The sequence below is a fragment of the Atlantibacter hermannii genome, assembly GCF_009907385.1.
GTDB classification, from domain to species: domain Bacteria; phylum Pseudomonadota; class Gammaproteobacteria; order Enterobacterales; family Enterobacteriaceae; genus Atlantibacter; species Atlantibacter hermannii_A.
In genome coordinates this window covers 20,424-37,774 of record NZ_JAAATR010000031.1, presented here as the reverse complement: position 1 = coordinate 37,774, position 17,351 = coordinate 20,424, and the positions used below count along the sequence as shown (strand labels likewise).

16 protein-coding genes and 1 tRNA gene are annotated in these 17,351 nt (G+C 56.3%); 4 read left to right on the top strand and 13 right to left on the bottom strand.

Going from position 1 to position 17,351, the window contains the following annotated elements; all coding sequences use genetic code 11:
- Nucleotides 1-66: 66 nt before the first annotated feature.
- The 11 genes from GV764_RS09145 to citC all read right to left on the bottom strand — a co-directional run bounded on the left by GV764_RS09145 (nt 67) and on the right by citC (nt 11,604).
- Nucleotides 67-849, bottom strand: coding sequence for an IS3 family transposase (locus tag GV764_RS09145; RefSeq protein ID WP_161659879.1), 783 nt, complete (start codon nt 847-849; stop codon nt 67-69).
- Nucleotides 850-1,128: 279 nt separating this feature from the next.
- Nucleotides 1,129-2,262, bottom strand: coding sequence for an NADH:flavorubredoxin reductase NorW (gene norW, locus GV764_RS09140; protein WP_161659878.1), 1,134 nt, complete (start codon nt 2,260-2,262; stop codon nt 1,129-1,131).
- Nucleotides 2,259-3,707: an anaerobic nitric oxide reductase flavorubredoxin gene (gene norV / locus GV764_RS09135; RefSeq protein WP_161659877.1), complete on the bottom strand. Its 1,449-nt coding sequence runs from the start codon at nt 3,705-3,707 to the stop codon at nt 2,259-2,261. The genes norW and norV overlap by 4 nt, the downstream gene beginning before the upstream one ends.
- A 195-nt stretch (nt 3,708-3,902) precedes the next feature.
- Nucleotides 3,903-4,760, bottom strand: coding sequence for a DMT family transporter (locus GV764_RS09130; protein ID WP_161659876.1), 858 nt, complete (start codon nt 4,758-4,760; stop codon nt 3,903-3,905).
- 153 nt (nt 4,761-4,913) lie between these two features.
- The gene (locus GV764_RS09125) at nt 4,914-6,377 is read right to left on the bottom strand and encodes an anion permease (protein ID WP_161659875.1); all 1,464 of its coding nucleotides are present in this window, start codon (nt 6,375-6,377) and stop codon (nt 4,914-4,916) included.
- Entirely contained in the window at nt 6,358-7,302 is a 945-nt protein-coding gene (gene citG, locus GV764_RS09120; RefSeq protein WP_161659874.1) for a triphosphoribosyl-dephospho-CoA synthase CitG, read from the bottom strand. The genes GV764_RS09125 and citG overlap by 20 nt, the downstream gene beginning before the upstream one ends.
- The gene (gene citX, locus GV764_RS09115) at nt 7,283-7,813 is read right to left on the bottom strand and encodes a citrate lyase holo-[acyl-carrier protein] synthase (RefSeq protein WP_161659873.1); all 531 of its coding nucleotides are present in this window, start codon (nt 7,811-7,813) and stop codon (nt 7,283-7,285) included. Before citX ends, citG begins: the two co-directional genes overlap by 20 nt.
- 3 nt (nt 7,814-7,816) lie before the next feature.
- The gene (citF, locus tag GV764_RS09110) at nt 7,817-9,328 is read right to left on the bottom strand and encodes a citrate lyase subunit alpha (protein WP_161659872.1); all 1,512 of its coding nucleotides are present in this window, start codon (nt 9,326-9,328) and stop codon (nt 7,817-7,819) included.
- Between the two features lie 4 nt (nt 9,329-9,332).
- Complete coding sequence (locus tag GV764_RS09105) at nt 9,333-10,238, bottom strand: aldolase/citrate lyase family protein (protein WP_161659871.1); 906 nt, start codon at nt 10,236-10,238, stop codon at nt 9,333-9,335.
- On the bottom strand, nt 10,235-10,531 hold the full coding sequence (gene citD / locus GV764_RS09100; protein ID WP_161659870.1) for a citrate lyase acyl carrier protein: 297 nt from the start codon (nt 10,529-10,531) through the stop codon (nt 10,235-10,237). Before citD ends, GV764_RS09105 begins: the two co-directional genes overlap by 4 nt.
- On the bottom strand, nt 10,528-11,604 hold the full coding sequence (gene citC, locus GV764_RS09095; protein ID WP_161659869.1) for a [citrate (pro-3S)-lyase] ligase: 1,077 nt from the start codon (nt 11,602-11,604) through the stop codon (nt 10,528-10,530). The genes citD and citC overlap by 4 nt, the downstream gene beginning before the upstream one ends.
- Before the next feature lie 355 nt (nt 11,605-11,959).
- On the opposite strand from citC, the gene dpiB reads away from it, so the two are divergent.
- Together dpiB and dpiA are read left to right on the top strand one after the other, a co-directional pair.
- A complete protein-coding gene (dpiB, locus tag GV764_RS09090) occupies nt 11,960-13,621 on the top strand; it encodes a sensor histidine kinase DpiB (protein ID WP_161659868.1) in 1,662 nt (553 codons plus the stop codon).
- Nucleotides 13,590-14,270, top strand: a complete 681-nt coding sequence (gene dpiA / locus GV764_RS09085) for a two-component response regulator DpiA (RefSeq protein WP_161659936.1) — start codon at nt 13,590-13,592, stop codon at nt 14,268-14,270. Before dpiB ends, dpiA begins: the two co-directional genes overlap by 32 nt.
- On the opposite strand, the gene GV764_RS09080 is transcribed toward dpiA, so the two are convergent.
- Complete coding sequence (locus tag GV764_RS09080) at nt 14,255-15,583, bottom strand: sensor domain-containing diguanylate cyclase (protein WP_161659867.1); 1,329 nt, start codon at nt 15,581-15,583, stop codon at nt 14,255-14,257. The genes dpiA and GV764_RS09080 overlap by 16 nt on opposite strands.
- Nucleotides 15,584-15,907: 324 nt before the next feature.
- Nucleotides 15,908-15,984 (bottom strand) — tRNA-Arg (locus GV764_RS09075).
- 214 nt (nt 15,985-16,198) lie between these two features.
- On the opposite strand from GV764_RS09075, the gene folD reads away from it, so the two are divergent.
- Both folD and ybcJ read left to right on the top strand, forming a co-directional pair.
- Nucleotides 16,199-17,065, top strand: coding sequence for a bifunctional methylenetetrahydrofolate dehydrogenase/methenyltetrahydrofolate cyclohydrolase FolD (gene folD, locus GV764_RS09070; RefSeq protein ID WP_161659866.1), 867 nt, complete (start codon nt 16,199-16,201; stop codon nt 17,063-17,065).
- 1 nt (nt 17,066) lies between these two features.
- Nucleotides 17,067-17,279 (top strand): ribosome-associated protein YbcJ, encoded by a 213-nt coding sequence (ybcJ, locus tag GV764_RS09065; RefSeq protein ID WP_161659865.1) that lies wholly within the window; start codon nt 17,067-17,069, stop codon nt 17,277-17,279.
- The last annotated feature ends 72 nt before the right edge of the window (nt 17,280-17,351 follow it).

Genomic DNA, 17,351 nt, shown 5'->3' with positions numbered 1-17,351 from the left:
CTGCGCAAGCTGATTACGCTTTATCATAATTTTATTTATGATGCTTCCTTGATGAAAATCACCACATCAAATTCGTAGCGGATAGGTTTTCAGGCGATATTCAACCGGGCTGAGGCCGTTAAATTTAAGGCTGATTCGCCGAGTATTGTAGTAATGAATGTACTCCTCAAGAACGATCTTCAGTTCGTCAACATCGTTGAATTTACGGGTGTAAAAGCATTCTGATTTTAAGGTCCCGAAAAAGCATTCTGCACAGGCATTATCCAGACAGTTTCCTTTACGGGACATGCTTTGCAAAACCCCAAACTCACGCAACTGATACTGATACCATCGATGCCGGTATTGCCATCCCTGATCTGAATGAAGTACTGGTTTGCTGTTTTCCTCCATTCTGGCAAATGCCTTAATCAACACGTCGTCAATCATTGGCATGGTTGGGTGTTCCGAAATACTGTAGGAAATCACTTCATTATTGAAAAGATCGATGATGGAGGACAGATAGAGTTTCCGGCCATTGACAGCAAACTCGGCGACGTCTGTGACCCATTTTTCATTAGGCCGGCTGGCTTTGAAGTTTCGTTGCAGGATATTGGCAGCAGCACTTCCCCATTCGCCACGCCATGAGGTGTAACGCTTTACTTTGATAGCTGCTTTAAGGTCAATGGATACGCCCTTATTTCTGAGCTTTAATCCTTCTTCTCCATAAGCATCACAGGCTGCAACCCAGATTCTCACCTGGGTTCTGGGAATGTGGAAACGGGCTGAAGTTAACCGATAGCCTTCATCGCTAGCAAGATAGTGCATAACGACTTCGAGGCGTTCTTCGAGGGTATATTTACGTCCGGGCATAGGACTCTCCAGTTTGAGAGTCCAACTAAATGGGTGCAGTACGTGGGTTAATTAAAAAATGACCTTCAGGGCTTTCTTTTTTCTGCCGCACACCACCGCTTCACTCCCCTGCGTTAATAAGGCAAAAGTCTCAAGCGCCGCCGCGACAATAAGCCGCACGCTTTATCGGTACATAGTGAGGCTATCTGAAATAAAAAAGCCCCGGGGCAACGGGGCGAAAAGGCGTTAAGCCAACTGACACCGCACGTCCCTGTGCGTTGAAAAATGAGGTTTAATGCGTTACGCAGATAAGGCTTTGAGCAAGGCAAAGGCCTCTTTCATCTTATCTTCGCTGACCACAAAAGCACGTAGCTGGCCTTCGGCGTCCACGCCTTTCGCGACCATGCCCTGGGATTCGGTGATAATTTGCCAGTTCAGATCGCTGCGACGGGTTTCACCCGCCAGATGCAGCGGCAGTTCCGGCGTTTTCACTTTAACCAGCATGGCAGGCAGTTTTAGCGGCGCGTTGCCGCCGAGCAGGTTCTTCGCCAGCGTCATGGCGCTAATCTGGATCGGTTGCAGGAACGGCAGCAACTGACCGTCGATTTCCGCACAGTCGCCCAGCGCGTAAATATCCGGATTGCTGCTTTTCAGCGTGCTGTCCACCACAATTCCGCGATTCACCGCCACACCGGCGCTGCGCGCCAGCGCGGTTTCCGGACGTAAGCCCGTCGCGGAGATCACCGCATCCACCTCTACATGACGCTCGCGATCGAAGGCGGCGCGAATGCCGTTGGCGGTTTGCTCCAGCGACTGCAACTGCGATTTGAGCAGCAGATGTACGCCCATATCCGTCAGACGATGCTGTAAGCGACTGCTCACTTCCGGCGGCATCAGCGAAGCCAGAATGCTGGCCGCGTTATCCACCAGCGTGACGGATTTACCCGCGCGGGTGAAATCCATCGCCAGTTCGCTACCGATCAATCCGCCGCCAACGATCAGCACCCGACGCGCATCAAACAACTGCGACTCGCAGGCGCGATACTCCAGTTGGCTGTTGAGCGTCAGCATCAGTTCGCGCCCGGCCACCGGCGGGATAAACGCGCTGGCCCCGGTCGCCAGCACCAGTTTGTCATAGGACCACTGGTTATCGGTGCTTTTTACCACACGGGCCTGGGCATCGATCGCTGTGATCCAGGTGTACGGGAACAGGCGCACGTTGTACTGCTCGGCGAACTCGCCCGCCGACTGACGCGTCATCTCGTCGGCGCGCTGGCGCAGGCTGATGACGTGGCTGAGATCGGGCTTGTTGTATTCATCGATACTGTCGGCGGCAATCACGCTGATGGCCACCTGGCTGTCCTGTTTACGCAGGTTTTTGACTAACTGTCGGGCCGCGAAGCCCGACCCGATAATGACGATCCCGTGGCTCATACCGCCTCCGTTGCCAGCTCATCGAAGACGTCTTTACCCAGCGAACATTCGGGGCACAGGAAGTTGTCCGGCACGTCGCTCCATGGCGTGCCCGGCTGGACATCCTGCATCGGCTCGCCGACTGCCGGATCGTAAATCCACTGGCAAACGCTGCACTGCATGCAAGGGCCGAGATCGGCGTCAACAACGGCGGCGCTGGCGCTGTCATCCGGCTTCGGCTCTGTTTTCACCGTGGCTTCCGGCAGCGGTGCGAGCGCCCACTGACGGGCGATGTCGCGGCCATGCTGGCGGCACAGTTCCAGCGCATCCACATCCGGACGCCATTTGGCTTTCAGGCTCAGGGACATTTCAAACCCGGCATCCTGCAAGCGGGTAGACAGGCGGTCTACCGCGCCGCCGCTCCAGCCGTGCGAACCGAACGCGCTGGCGCGTTTATTACGGAAGCGCAGACCGGTCATCTCTTCCACCAGGCCGGCGATTTTCGGCATCATCACGTTGTTCATGGTGGAAGTCCCCACCAGCACGCCTTTGGAGCGGAACACGTTGGTCAGGATTTCATTTTTATCGCTGCGCGCCACGTTGAAAATTTTCACCGCCACCACCGGATCAACTTCGTTGATGCCCTGGGCGATAGCGTCGGCCATCATGCGGGTGTTGTTGGACATGGTGTCGTAGAAGATGGTAATGCGATCTTCCTGATAGTCCGCCGCCCACTTCAGATACAGCTCGACGATTTGAGTCGGGTTTTCACGCCATACCACGCCGTGAGAGGTCGCAATCATATCCACCGGCAGGTTGAAGCCGAGGATCTCGGTGATTTTTGGCGTGACCAGGCGGCTAAACGGCGTCAGGATGTTGGCGTAGTAGCGCTGGCACTGTTCGAACAGTTCAGTCTGATCCACTTCATCGTTAAACAGGCGTTCGTCGCAATAGTGCTGGCCGAAGGCATCGTTACTGAACAGCACCGCATCGCCGGTCATATAAGTCATCATACTGTCCGGCCAGTGCAGCATCGGCGTTTCGACGAAGATCAGCTGTTTGCCATTGCCAATATCCAGCGTGTCACCGGTTTTCACCACGTGGAAATTCCACTCCGGGTGGTGATGGTGGCCGTTAATGGAGTCAATGGCGTTGGCGGTGCAGTAGATCGGGGTGTCGGGGATTTGCATCATCAGCTCGGTCAGCGCGCCCGCGTGATCTTCTTCGGCGTGGTTAATGATGATGTAATCGATATCCGCCAGATCGATTTCGCCGCGCAGGTTCTGCACGAACTCGCGGCTGAATTTGTGATCGACAGTGTCGATCAGCACATTTTTTTCTTCACGGATGAGGTAGCTGTTGTAGCTGCTGCCGCGCAGCGTTTTGTATTCGGTGCCGTGAAAATCGCGCACTTCCCAGTCACGCTGACCAACCCAGGAAATCGTGTTCTTAACCAGAATAGCCATATCAACCTCTTGTGTTCATGAAAATAAATTCGATTGCGATATGGCTCATATATCAAGTTGCGTGCCAACTTTCTAATTATATGATTTATAACAATTTATTTAATTCAGTGACAATAAAGAAGGTTAAAATGACTATCCTGAAAACAGTCATTTTGACCAGATTAAATGTCAAAATGACTGCATACAGCCAGACGATTAGACGCGGTTGATCATCCGCCAGCGGAACCAGATTTGAGCGAGCAGGATCAGAATGCCGCCGATAATTTTCTGGGTGGGCAGACGCTCACCATACCAAATCCCGGCAGCTATTACGGTGAACAGCGGTTCCAGCACCATAATCAGGGCGGCGCTGGCGACAGCAGCGTATTTTTGCCCCTGCAACTGCAACGCGAAGCGCAGGCTGGTGGCGATGAAAATACTGGCCAGCACCCACAGTGCAATAGACCAACTAAACGGCTGGGTAATGTGTTCGACGCTGGCGGAAATCGCCAGGCCAACGAGGCCCGTCATCATCAGTTGTGCGGTGGTCAGCGGGATTAACGGCACCTCCCGGGCACAGCGGCTGGTATAGCAAAACGAGATCGACTGCACCAGCGCCGTCAGTAAAAACCAGCCCTGGCTGGGGTGAAATGATATCGGGCTGTGCAGGCTTAACAGCGCCAGGCCAATCCCCGCCACCGGTAAACACTCCCAGTACGCCCGCGCCGGACGCACCCGCATCATCACCCACGCCGTCAGCGGTACAAACAGCATGGCGAGGCTCATAATAAATGCCCCTTCGCCCAGCGACGGCGTGCTGGATACCGAGTAGATCCACAGGCACATGGTTAACGCCATCCAGACGCCGCTGGTCAGCACCTGCCGCCACTGATGGCGCGGAATAGCCTGACCGCGACAAAATGGCAACAGCACCAGCGAGGCGAAGAAAAACCGCACGCCGAGAAACGCGAACACCGGCATTCCGGCAATCGCTTCTTTGGAGAAGATCCAGCCGCAGGCGGCAATAAGCGTGGTTAACACTAAAAACAGATCGGCTTGCCGCTGCCGGTTCATGGGTGATGCTCCCTGGAATAAGTCAAATACGTCAAACAAGGTTCGACTTTATAACATTCCGCTAACCTGAACCACTTCACGCGGGGGAAAAGATTGGGGGGTGGTAAAACAAAAAAAAGCGCCCCGACGAGGCGCTTATCAGCAAGATGAGGATCAGTTCCAGAGCGCCAGAATCGGCCAGCCGACCAGCATCAGCATCGAGATATAAATCACCCCGAAAATCGCGCCGAGCCGCCAGTAATCTTTGGACTTCACGTAGCCGCAGCCGTAGATGATCACGCCGGGGCCGGTGGCATACGGCGTCAGGCAGCCCATGATACCGATTGACAGCACCAGCAGGATACACAAGTGTTCCATCGGTACGCCCGGGATGCCTTTACCCACCGCGAGGATCACCGGCAGCATAGTGGCGGTATGCGCCGACAGGCTGGCGAACAGGTAGTGCGCGAAGTAGAACACTAATACCAGCGCGATCACCGTGCCGGTGGGCGAGAACCCTTCCAGATGGGTGCTCATGGTTTTCGCAAACCAGTCGATAAACCCGGAACGCGTCAGACCGTTGGCCATCACCACCAGCGTCGACAGGTTCACCAGGGTGTTCCAGGCGCTGTGATATTTGGTGATCTCTTTCCACGGCACCACGTGCAGGGCCAGCATTAACGATACCGCCAGCAAGCCCACTGCCGTGGCGTCAATGGCTTCACCGCCGAACACCCACAGCGCCAGGCTCAGCAGCACCAGGCCAATCAGGGTGATCTCTTTCTGGGTCAACGCGCCCATCTCTTTCAGCGCGCCGCTGGCCCAGCTGGAAACTTCCGCACTGTGGGTCACTTCCGGTTTATACAGCACATACGAGAGCCACGGCGCGATAATCAGCAGAATAATGCCCACCGGTAAAAAGCCCAGGAACCAGGTCAGCCAGCTGATCTGAATCCCGGCGATTTTGCTGACGAACTCAAGGCCCAGCACGTTCGGCGCGGCGCCGGTGACGAACATTGAGGAGCTGAGGCTGGTACTGATCACCATCATCCACATCAGATAGCCGCCGATGCGGCGTGATGACGGATCGTTGGGATGGGAGTTAAACAGCGGCGGCAGGTTTTTGATAACCGGGAACACGGTGCCGCCGGTGCGCGCGGTATTCGACGGGGTGAACGGCGCCAGCAGGATATCGATAATCACGATGGCATAGCCGAGCGTCAGGGTACGTTTACCCATAAACTTGACCATAAACAGCGCGATACGGCGCCCCAGCCCCGTCACTTCATAACCCAGCGCGAATATAAACGCCCCGAACACCAGCCACACCGTGGTGCTGGAGAAGCCCGCCAGCCCCCACTTTAGCGCCTGTTTACCGGCGTCGAATTTCGGGTCGGCCAGTTCGCTGGCATCAAACAGCAGATAATCGCTGCCGATGACGCAAATCGTGACGGCGATAAAGCTGATCGCCGTAGCCGGAATGGGTTCGAGGATCATCCCAACGATCATCGCGACAAACACGGCAAAATAGTGCCATGCCTGCGGCGGCATACCGTCAGGAACCGGAATGAGCAACATGACGCCCATTACCACCAGCGGGGCCAGTAATTTCCATATCTTATCTTTTGAAGCAGTCATCGCTGTTTCTCCATGAAAAGCTTGTGCTTGTTAGTGTTTGAGATTTAACGGTTGAAATTTCAGCTAAAAACCAGGTAACGATCAGCAGATCGGCGCTGCCGCCGGGGCTGAGATGGCGGGCGATACAGGCATTATCGAATTCGACGAGCGCCTGAAGGTCTGACGCACGACGGATCCCGCCCTGGCGCAGCAGCGCGATCGCCCTGTGTTGCAGCCAGCGCAGGCCGTCAGCGCCGCCGCGCGACGCCACATTGGTGTCGCCATTGCGCGCCATCAACACCAGCAGCGTGTCGAGCAGCGCCAGTTCCGGGTCGACGCCCTGCGCTTTCAGGGCCAGGTAATGGGGTAACGCATGGTCGCGCACCAGCGGGAATCCGGCTTCGGCTTCGCCTCGCGCGCCGGTCAGACCGAGCTGCACATAGAGGCGCTGGCCCGCCGTTTGCCCGGCGTTGTGCTGCGCCAGCTCGCGTGCGGTGAGCCCCTGACAAAACCCCGCGACCAGGCGGCACAGCGCTTCTGGCGTGACCCGTTGCTGCTGTTGGGTTAATCGCCCCGCCGCCGTACACAGCAGCCCCAGCGAGAAAATGCTGCCTTTATGGGTATTCACCCCGGCGGTGGCGCGGAACATTGCCGCTTCGCAGGCCATCCCGAGGGGGCGGATCGCTGCCAGCACCGCGCTTTCCGGCAAGCCAGCGCTGCATGCGCCCATCTCCACAAAGCGCGGCAGCCACAGGCGGATGGCATCCGCGCTGCGGTAAAAGTCCTCCAGCGCCATGTCCCGGTGCGCGCCGCTGTTATAGCGGTCCACCAGGCCGGGCTTGGGCGAGAGATTCACTTCCGCCAGCATGGCCCGCCAGGCGCAGTCGCTGTAATGCGCGGTGATGTGCGGCGCAAGGCCTCCCTGCTCAAGCGTGTTCGGCATCATTCAGGCGCGTCTCCATATGGGCCAGCAGTTCAGCAAGGGAGTGGGATTGCTCGCGGGCGCAGAGCGCTGCGGCGCGGGAGCAAATCAGGCAGGCGCGCGGCGGCAGGGAAAATTGCTGGCGGCTCAGGATTTCGCCCTGCGACGTGAAAACGTCGATATCCCACAGCCGCCCCAGCGGGTGCGTCTGCTCCAGCGTGATGGCGGCGCGCTTTACCGTCTGCGCCGGGGCGTTAATCGCCAGCAGCGCTTCCGGGCCGGTAATCAGGGCAAAGGATGCCTGGGCGATCACCGGCCAACTGGCGTCGCGCGCCATGTCTTCCAGCGCCCGGAGGCCGTGACCAAAAACCCGCCGGGTGAGATCGCTGTCTTTCACCGGGCCGGGGGCGACGACGGTAAAGGAGATCAGCGTGACCCCATGTTGCCTGAGCCAGGCCGTTTGCCGCGCCTGGCGCGCATCCCGGCTGGCCAGCAGCGCCGGCAGCGTGACGGCACGATCCGCAGAACGCGTCATGGCCTATTCCTTCACCTGATGAACCACGTCGATCACCGAGCCGTCGCGGTAGCGCACCACGGCGATAACCCGGTCGGTAAAGGCAATCGGACAGGGATCGCCTGTCAGGATGCGCGCCCTTTCCCGCAGCCATTCGATAGTGACCACGCGCAGCCCGGCCTGTTTCAGGCGCTCTGCCAGCTCCGGGCGCGCCGGATTGACGGCCGTGCCGTGGTCGGTCACCAGGATGTCGACGCTGGAACCGGGCGTGACGCAGGTGGTCACGCTATCCACCAGGGTGGGGATGCGTCCGCGCACCAGCGGCGCAACGATAATCGACAGCGCCGCCGCCACCGCCGTGTCGCAGTGGCCGCCGGATGCGCCGCGCAACACGCCGTCCGAGCCGGTCAGCACGTTGACGTTAAACTGGGTATCGATCTCCAGCGCGCTCAGCACCACCACGTCGAGACGGTCGACGCTCGCGCCTTTGGAACCCCAGTTGGCGTACTGGTTAGCGCTTATTTCAATGTGGTTGAGATTGCGGGCCAGCGACTCCGCAGCGGCGCGGTCAAAGCTCTGAACGTCGAGCAGCTTTTTGATCAATCCCTTTTCGTGCAGATCGACCATGGTGGAGGTAATGCCGCCCAGCGCGAAGTCGGCGTGGACATTGCGGCTGCGCATTTTGTCTTCCAGAAAGCGCGTCACCGCCAGCGACGCGCCCCCGGTGCCGGTTTGCAGCGAGAAACCGGGTTTGAAGTAACCGGAATTGACCACCACGTCCGCCGCATGGCGGGCAATCAGTAGCTCGCGCGGGTTGGACGTCATGCGAGTGGCGTCGGCGCCAATTTTGTCGGCATCCCCGACACGGTCGATCTGCACAATCAAGTCGACGCAATCCTGAGCGATGCTGGCAGGATGATGGGGATACGGCAGCAGCGCTTCGGTCAACAGCACGACCTGACGAGCATGCTCCGCATCCACTTTGGCGTAGCCCAGCGATCCGCAGCAGGCTGTGCCGGTGTAACCATTGGCATTGCCGTAGGGGTCGCAGGAGGGCACCCCGAGAAACGCCACGTCAATCGCCAGCTCGCCGCTGTTGACCAACTGCACGCGGCCGCCGTGGGAGTGGATCTGCACCGGCTCGGCCAGTAAGCCGCGGGAAATTTCTTCCGCCAGCGGCCCGCGCAACCCGGAGGTATAAATTCGGCTTACGACGTTATTGCGGATATGCTCCACCAGCGGCGCGTGGCAGTCGCTCAGCGAGCTGGACGCCAGCGTCAGGTTTTTAAATCCCATTCCGGCAATGGCGTCCATCACCAGATTCAGCGTTAAATCGCCGCCGCGAAAAGCGTGATGGAAAGAAATGGTCATCCCATCCTGCAATCCTGAACGGCGAATAGCCTCCTGCAGGGTGGCGCACATTTTTTTATCGCGCGGCTTGCGGGTTTGCAGATTGAGTTTTGAGGTAGGCTGAAATGCCGGACGATCGCCCTTTCCTGCGCTGACCCGCGCCTGCCGTTGTGTGGTTTGCTGCATGTCGTTACTCCTCACGAATACCGGAAAGCGCTGCCCGTGACAGCACCAGACGCGCCCGCTCAATGACCGGGCTATCCACCATCTTGCCGTTGAGCGAGACCACGCCCAGCCCTTCCCGCGCCGCGGCCTCGGCGGCGTCGACCACGCGCCGGGCGTGATCCGCTTCCTGGCGGGTCGGGGCATACAGGTTGTGCAACAACTCGATTTGGCGCGGGTTGATCAGCGACTTGCCGTCAAAACCCAGCTGTTTGATATGCGCGGCTTCTCGCAGAAAACCGGCTTCGTTGTTGGCGTCGGAATAGACGGTATCGAAGGCCTGAATGCCTGCGGCGCGCGCCGCCTGGAGAATGGCGCAGCGGGCAAACAGCAGTTCCGTGCCCTCGGGCGAACGTTCGGTGCGCAGGTTGCGCACGTAATCTTCCGCGCCGAGCGCGATGCCGATCAGGCGCGGCGAGGCGTGGGCAATCGCCACCGCCTGGGTAATGCCCTGTGGCGATTCAATAGCGGCCAGCAGGCCGGTGCTGCCAGGCTCCCGGCCGCATTCAGCCTCAATCCGCGCGATGTGGTGTTCGATATCAATCACGTCCTGAGCGGTGTCGGTTTTCGGCAGGCGCACAATGTCCACGCCGCCGCGCACCACGGCCTCAAGATCCGCCACACCGTAATCGGAATCCAGCGCATTGACCCGCACGATGGTTTCTACGTCCCGGTACAGCGGATGCTGCAGCGCGTGGAAAACCAGGCGGCGAGCGGCGTCTTTTTCACGCAGGATCACCGAGTCTTCCAGATCAAACATCAGCGCATCGGCGTGGTAGATAAACGCGTTGCTGACCATCGCGGCACTGGCGCCGGGGACGAACAGCATGCTGCGGCGGGTACGGGATTTACGTTGTTCAGGGGTAAGCTTCATGCGCGCGTCTCCCAGGGCAGCGCCGTCACCTCGCAGGCGCGCGCCAGCAGCGTTTCCAGACGTGCGCGCAATACGCAGTCCAGCGCGCCTTTATCATCGATAAACACCTGAACGCCGCGCACCTGATAGCGCGTCAGGATCTCCAGCACGGTGGCGCGGATGGCGACGCCAAACTGTTTTTCCACGCTGCTGTTGATTTGCAGCTCGATATCGTGCGAGTCGAGGGGCGCGATGCGCGCCATGACATCCCCGGACTCCAGCGTGCCGGCGACGGCAGGTCGGGTAATTTTCATGATTCACCTGTAGTTAATACGGATTCGGTTTGAAGCGCAGTGGAACGCATGGCGGTGTCAGCCAACATGCGTCGCAGATAGCGGGCGGTAGCGTCGGGAACCAGCAGCTCAATGGTCGCGAGGTCGCGCTTGACCAGGAGTTTGCGCACCCAGGAAGCGGAGATAGCGATGCCGTGATACTGCAGGCGCTCAATCTCTGTCAGCTGTACTGGCGGCGCGGGTTGGGTCGGATCCTGCAGAATGCGCCGCATATCGGCGTTATAGCTGGCGGTCACGTTGCAAAACGGTTCTGTGCCGACGAAGCGATGAGTAATGCCCAGCGCGGGAGCAAGATGATTACGGAAGATTTGCAGATCGATTTCGGTATAGCAGTGGTTAATCACGCTCTGTTCTTTAATGAAGTAGCAGGGAAACGTTGCGCGGGAGATCAGGTATTCCGAGCCGCGATGCACCGTGAGCTTTTCAATATCCGCCGTCCCGGCGCGCACCAGCGCCAGCCGGTCTTCATACGGGAAACGGGAGGTATCTTCTTTAACCAAGAACAGATGCAGCCAGTCGCACTGTGCCGCGGCCCTCTGCACCAGGTAGCGGTGGCCGCGCGTAAACGGGTTGGCGTTCATCACGATACAGCCGATTGTGTTGCCGTCCCGGCGCAGTGTCGTGAGATAGCTGGCGTACTGTTGCAGACGCGTGGCGTTGTTTTCCATCAGCACCATGACGCCCGGCACCCGCGCCAGGGTAAAAAAACCGCACTGCCTGAACAGGGCTTCATTCTGGGTTTTGGTGTAGATAAATAACTGAGTGCAAAAACGTTCATAGGCCAGATTAATTAATTCTGTGGCCAGGGTGAGCGCTAATCCTTCTCCGCGCACTGACTCATCAATAGCGACGCATTTAATAATATTCCCGGCAAGGCCGCCGCAGGCGATGAGGCGTTCATTACGCGTGACGGTAATAAATATCTCTACGGTAGTATCAATACTCAAATCGTTCTCACGCAGGAATTGCGTTATCCCGGCAATTTTCTTATTTTCGCTGCGCTTTACCCGTGTGAACACGGTATTGCCAAACATAGGTATCCGTCCCTGCGCCATGAGTAAGGTGGGGAATAAATGTTAATAAACTGCTGCAATAATAAAGAAGCCTGCCACGCAGGCATTTTTATTAACGGTGCGGTATGCAGCGAAATGTTACGCACTATTCAAAACCTGAATTTTGATATATTTCACAAACTATTCAGCGATTAAAATAGTCTTTATGGTTTTTATTTGGTTAATTAAATTCCCTACGACACCGTTCATGGTTTTAATTTATTTAATTGATTTAATGCTATCAATTTGCCACGATAATCTGGCGTCTGACGCGCCATACGGAAACAATTAAATAACAATCGACTGCCGATTGATTGCGGTATTAAAAGGAAGCGTTATGACCGGGAGAAAACAAATCAACTTATTGCGTTTTTTTCGCCGTCTGGCGTTTCCATTACGGATATTTCTGTTATTACTGGTGGTGTCAACACTGTTAATCAGCGCGCTGGGCCAATATCTCTCCGCCAGCTTTGAAGATTATTTAACCCTGCATGTACGCGGCATGGCGATGAACCAGGCCAGAATCATCGCTTCCAACGATAGCGTTATCGATGCGGTAAAACACCGCGATACCCAGCGACTGAGGCAAATTGTCGGTAAATTATCCACCGGCTCCGATTTTGATTACGTGGTCATCGGGGACCGTCACTCTGTTCGTCTTTATCATCCTAACCCGGCCAAAATTGGCTATCCCATGCAGTGGACTAAGCCTGGCGCGCTGGAAAAAGGCGAAAGCTATTTTATTACCGGCGAAGGATCCATCGGCATGGCAATGCGCGCCAAAACGCCGATTTTCGATGAGCATCAGCAGGTGATCGGCGTCGTTTCGCTGGGATATTTAGTCAGTAAGATCAACAGCTGGCGGCTGGATTTTCTGCTGCCGCTGGCCGGCGTGTTTGTGGTTATCCTGATTATTTTAATGCTGCTGTCGTGGTTATTCGCCGCGCATATCCGTCGCCAGATGCTCGGTATGGAACCGCAGCAAATCGCCAGGGTAGTGCGCCAACAAGAGGCGCTGTTTGGTTCGGTATTCGAAGGGCTGATTGCCGTCGATCCCGATGGGCTTATCACGGCTATCAACCGTAATGCGCGTAAAATGCTGGGTTTAACGTCCCCGGGCCGCCAGTGGCTGGGGCGCCATATCGGCGATGTGGTGAGTCCTTGCGATTTTTTCACCGAGCGCATTGAAGAACAGCGCCAGGATGCGATGTGTACATTTAACGGGTTAAGCGTGATCGCCAATCGCGGCGTGATCCGCTATCAGCACGCGCTATTGGGCGCGATCATCAGCTTTCGCAGCAAGGATGAAATCAGCGCGCTGAATGCTCAGCTGACGCAAATTAAGCAGTACGTTGAAAGCCTGAGAACGCTGCGTCATGAGCACCTCAACTGGATGTCTACGCTCAGTGGTCTGCTGCAAATGAAAGAGTATGATCGGGTCCTGGCGATGGTAAAAGGCGAATCTCAGGCTCAGCAACAGCTGATCGACACCCTGCGCGATGCCGTTGACGATCGCCAGGTTGCGGGATTGCTGTATGGCAAATGTCAGCGAGCGCGGGAGCTGGGGTTATCGCTGAATCTTGTACCCGGCTGCGTACTGCATCATCTCCCCCAGGAGATGGACAGTACGGAATTCGCCGCCATCGTCGGGAATCTGCTGGATAACGCATTTGAAGCCTGTCTGAATAATCCTCAGGGCGATAAAACGGTGGAACTGTATCTGAGCGATGAAGGCGATGATGTGATTATTGAGGTGGCGGACCAGGGGTGCGGTGTGCCGGATACGCTACGCCAGACCCTTTTCCAACAGGGCGTCAGCACCAAAACTGATGCGCAAGGGGAACACGGCATCGGGCTGTATCTGATCGCCAGTTTTGTTAATCGCTATGGTGGCGTGATTACCGTTGAAGATAACCAGCCATGCGGCGCTTTGTTTTCCGTTTTTATACCGAAAGTGAAAAAGAGTGATGGAACAATCTCTGACGATTTTAATAGTTGAGGACGAAACGCCGCTGGCGGAAATGCATGCCGAGTTTATCCGCCATTTTCCCGGCTGCGGGACGGTATGGCTGGCGGGCAATCTGGTGCAGGCCCGGGAAATGATTGCTCGCTTCAAACCGGCGCTTATCCTGTTGGATAATTACTTACCCGACGGCAAAGGCGTCACGTTGCTGCACGAACTTTCCCAGGCCCGCTACACCGGCGGCGTGGTCTTTACCACGGCGGCAAGCGACATGGATACCGTGTCTGAAGCCGTGCGCTGCGGCGTGTTTGATTATCTGGTCAAACCCATCGCCTATGAACGGCTTGGGCAAACCCTCAGCCGTTTTCAGCAGCGTTACGCACTGCTCGCCAGAAATGCCTGCGCCAGCCAGCGGCAAATCGACGATATGTTTAACGCCTATGCGCGAGGTGAACAAAAAGAAGCGCTGCCGCCTGGGATTGATGCGCTAACGTTGGCAAAAGTACAGCAGCTGTTTGCCGATCCGCTGGCGCGACATACCGCCGAAACCGTGGCAGATGCGCTGAAACTGAGCCGCACCACCGCCCGGCGTTATCTGGAGTTTGCCGCCAGTCGACAGCAGATTGTCGCGGAAATTATTTATGGCAAAGTGGGCCGCCCGCAGCGCACCTATCGGGCGTTATAAGGCGTTTCCGGCATCGCCACCACCTGATTACGCCCGCGATTTTTTGCGGCATACAGCGCCGTATCCGCCTGATGGATCAGTCCGCTGGCTATCATATGCAGCGGCATATCCGTCGACAGCGATTCACCGGCGTACAGCGTCGCCACGCCAATGCTGATGGTGAGATAATGGGTCGGGCTGGCAACGTGCGGCAACATGAGCGCATTAATATTTTCACGCAGGCGCTCCGCTTCCGCCATGGCTTGCTCCTGGTCAGTGCGGGGCAAAATCACCAGAAACTCTTCGCCGCCGTAGCGACTCACGTTATCTTCAGGACGCCGCCTTGATGACACCAGCGCGTTGGCAACGGCGCGCAGGCAGTTATCGCCGGACTGATGACCATAGTTATCGTTATAACGCTTAAAATAATCGATATCCGCCAGGCACACTGAAAGCGGGAAACCATCCTCGACGGCCTGGTTAATTTCATTCATCAGGCACTCATCCATGTAGCGGCGGTTATACAGGCCGGTTAAATGGTCGCGCTGGGCATACTGCTGCAGCACCTGGTTAGCGCTTGCCAGTTTCTGCTCCGCCTCACGACGCGCGGTAATGTCCACCCAGGTCACTGACAGCCCCACTACGCGGTTGCTGGCATTGTATAAGGCCACGGGTTGGGTGTCGTAACAACGATCGCGCCAGATGATCTCGCGCCCTGGAATTTTTACGCCGGATCCCGAAAGAATGAAATCATCCTGAAACTGTTGCCATACGTCCGGCATTATATGCCCCAGCAGGCTGCCAGCCGCTTCTTCCTGCGAAACATTCAGCAAGCCATTCATGGCCTTATTTGACATGACCAGCCGCCCGTCCAGATCCAGCATACACAGGGCAACAGGCGTCGTATCATAGATAGTTTCGAGCTGCAGTACGCGTTCGCCGAGATTAGAAATATTTCTGTCGATGCCGCGATAGCCGGTTAGTTCTCCCCGATCGTTAAACAGTGGAATGCCGCTGGTTTCCAGCACCACAATTTGACCATCGGCGCGCATATTGCGGTTAACCAGCCCGGAAAACGCGCGCTGCTGAGAGACGATTTCACCGAAAGCGCCGGCAACGCGTTCCGCTTCCCCCGGTGGCATAAAATCAAAGGGAGTCCGACCGATGACATAGCCCGGCTCATAGCCCAGCAAATCATGTACCACTCCCGAAACCCAGGTGTACCGCCCCTGCGCATCCACTTCCCAGACCCAATCGGAGTTGTGATGGAGTAAATCTAAGAGATATTTTTCATCAACGTCAGGCAAATCAGACTGTCTCTTTCCATCATTCATGGCTATTTATCCGCATACTCTACAGGTACTCAAACGCTGGCTGGTCAGTGTTAAGAAGCTCTTAAGATACAGGTTAGTTGTCAGAGAAAGTAGTAAACATTGATCAGGGAAATTTGAAAAATATTATTTATTTGCGTCAGCTATCAATACATCCTGTATCAGATCGAACATTTGGCTGTTTTTTAAGCTGAAACGTTCAGGCGCGCAGATATAGCCCTGCAAAGCGGCAGGAAATCGGCAAATGCTAATAAATGAAAGCGGGCAATAACCCTGAGACGGCCGGGGGGACATTGAGTCGAAAAAATGCGGTATTGTTGAAGCCTTTGGCGCGCCCTGCAGGATTCGAACCTGCGACCCACGGCTTAGAAGGCCGTTGCTCTATCCGACTGAGCTAAGGGCGCCTGAAAGGCATTTAGGCAGGCATCCTGTAATAAAAAACAAGGCGCTGCGAAACGCGTGGAATTATACGGTGAGAGCCTTGCGAGTCAATGGCTTTTCCGCTGTCTGCCTGCCTTTTAAGCATAAACCGCTATTGGTGACTGACAGCACGCCGCGCTTCTGACAAAATATCAGCATCCCCTCTCCTTTTAGACTACAGATGGAATCCTCTCTCTGATGGCAGCAAAGATTATTGACGGTAAAACGATTGCGCAGCAGGTACGGCTTGAGGTCGCGCAAAAAGTAAAAGCGCGCCTGGATGCCGGAAAACGTGCGCCAGGGCTTGCGGTGGTGTTGGTTGGCCAGAACCCCGCCTCGCAAATTTATGTCGGCAGCAAGCGCAAAGCGTGTGAAGAAGTTGGATTCCTTTCTCGCTCATTCGATCTGCCGGAAACCACCACCGAAGCCGAACTGCTGGCGCTTATCGATAAGTTAAATGCCGACAAGACTATCGACGGTATTCTGGTCCAGTTACCGCTGCCTGCGGGCATCGATAACGTGAAAGTACTGGAGCGTATCGCGCCTGATAAAGACGTCGACGGGTTCCATCCTTACAACGTGGGCCGTTTGTGCCAGCGTGCTCCGCGTCTGCGTCCCTGTACCCCGCGCGGCATCGTGACGCTACTTGAGCGCTATAATATCGATCTTTACGGGCTTAACGCGGTGGTCATCGGCGCTTCCAATATTGTCGGCCGACCTATGAGCATGGAACTGCTGCTCTCCGGTTGCACCACAACCGTTACTCACCGCTTCACCAAAAACTTACGCCAGCACGTTGAAAACGCCGATCTGCTGATCGTTGCGGTCGGTAAACCCGGCTTTATCCCGGGCGAGTGGATTAAAGAAGGCGCGATTGTCATTGATGTGGGCATCAACCGGCTCGAAAATGGCAAAGTTGTCGGCGATGTTAATTTTGAAGAAGCTGCCGCGCGCGCGTCTTATATCACCCCGGTGCCGGGCGGCGTAGGACCGATGACTGTGGCCACCCTGATTCAGAATACGCTTCAGGCGTGTGAAGAATATCACGACGTAGAGGAGGCCTGAGATGGCGACTTTTTCTCTGGGTAAACATCCTTATGTAGAACTGTGTGACTTGCTGAAATTAGAAGGCTGGAGCGAAAGCGGCGCCCAGGCAAAAATCGCAATTGGCGAAGGCATGGTAAAAGTGGACGGCGCAGTTGAAACCCGCAAGCGCTGCAAGATTGTCGCTGGCCAGACGGTGACCTTTGACGGACAAAGCGTTACCGTAACGGCGTAGTGTTCAGACCTACGGTTCAGAAGGCCGTAGGTCATTTTCGCTTGCTCCCCCTCCTGAAGGTCAATCTGCGAC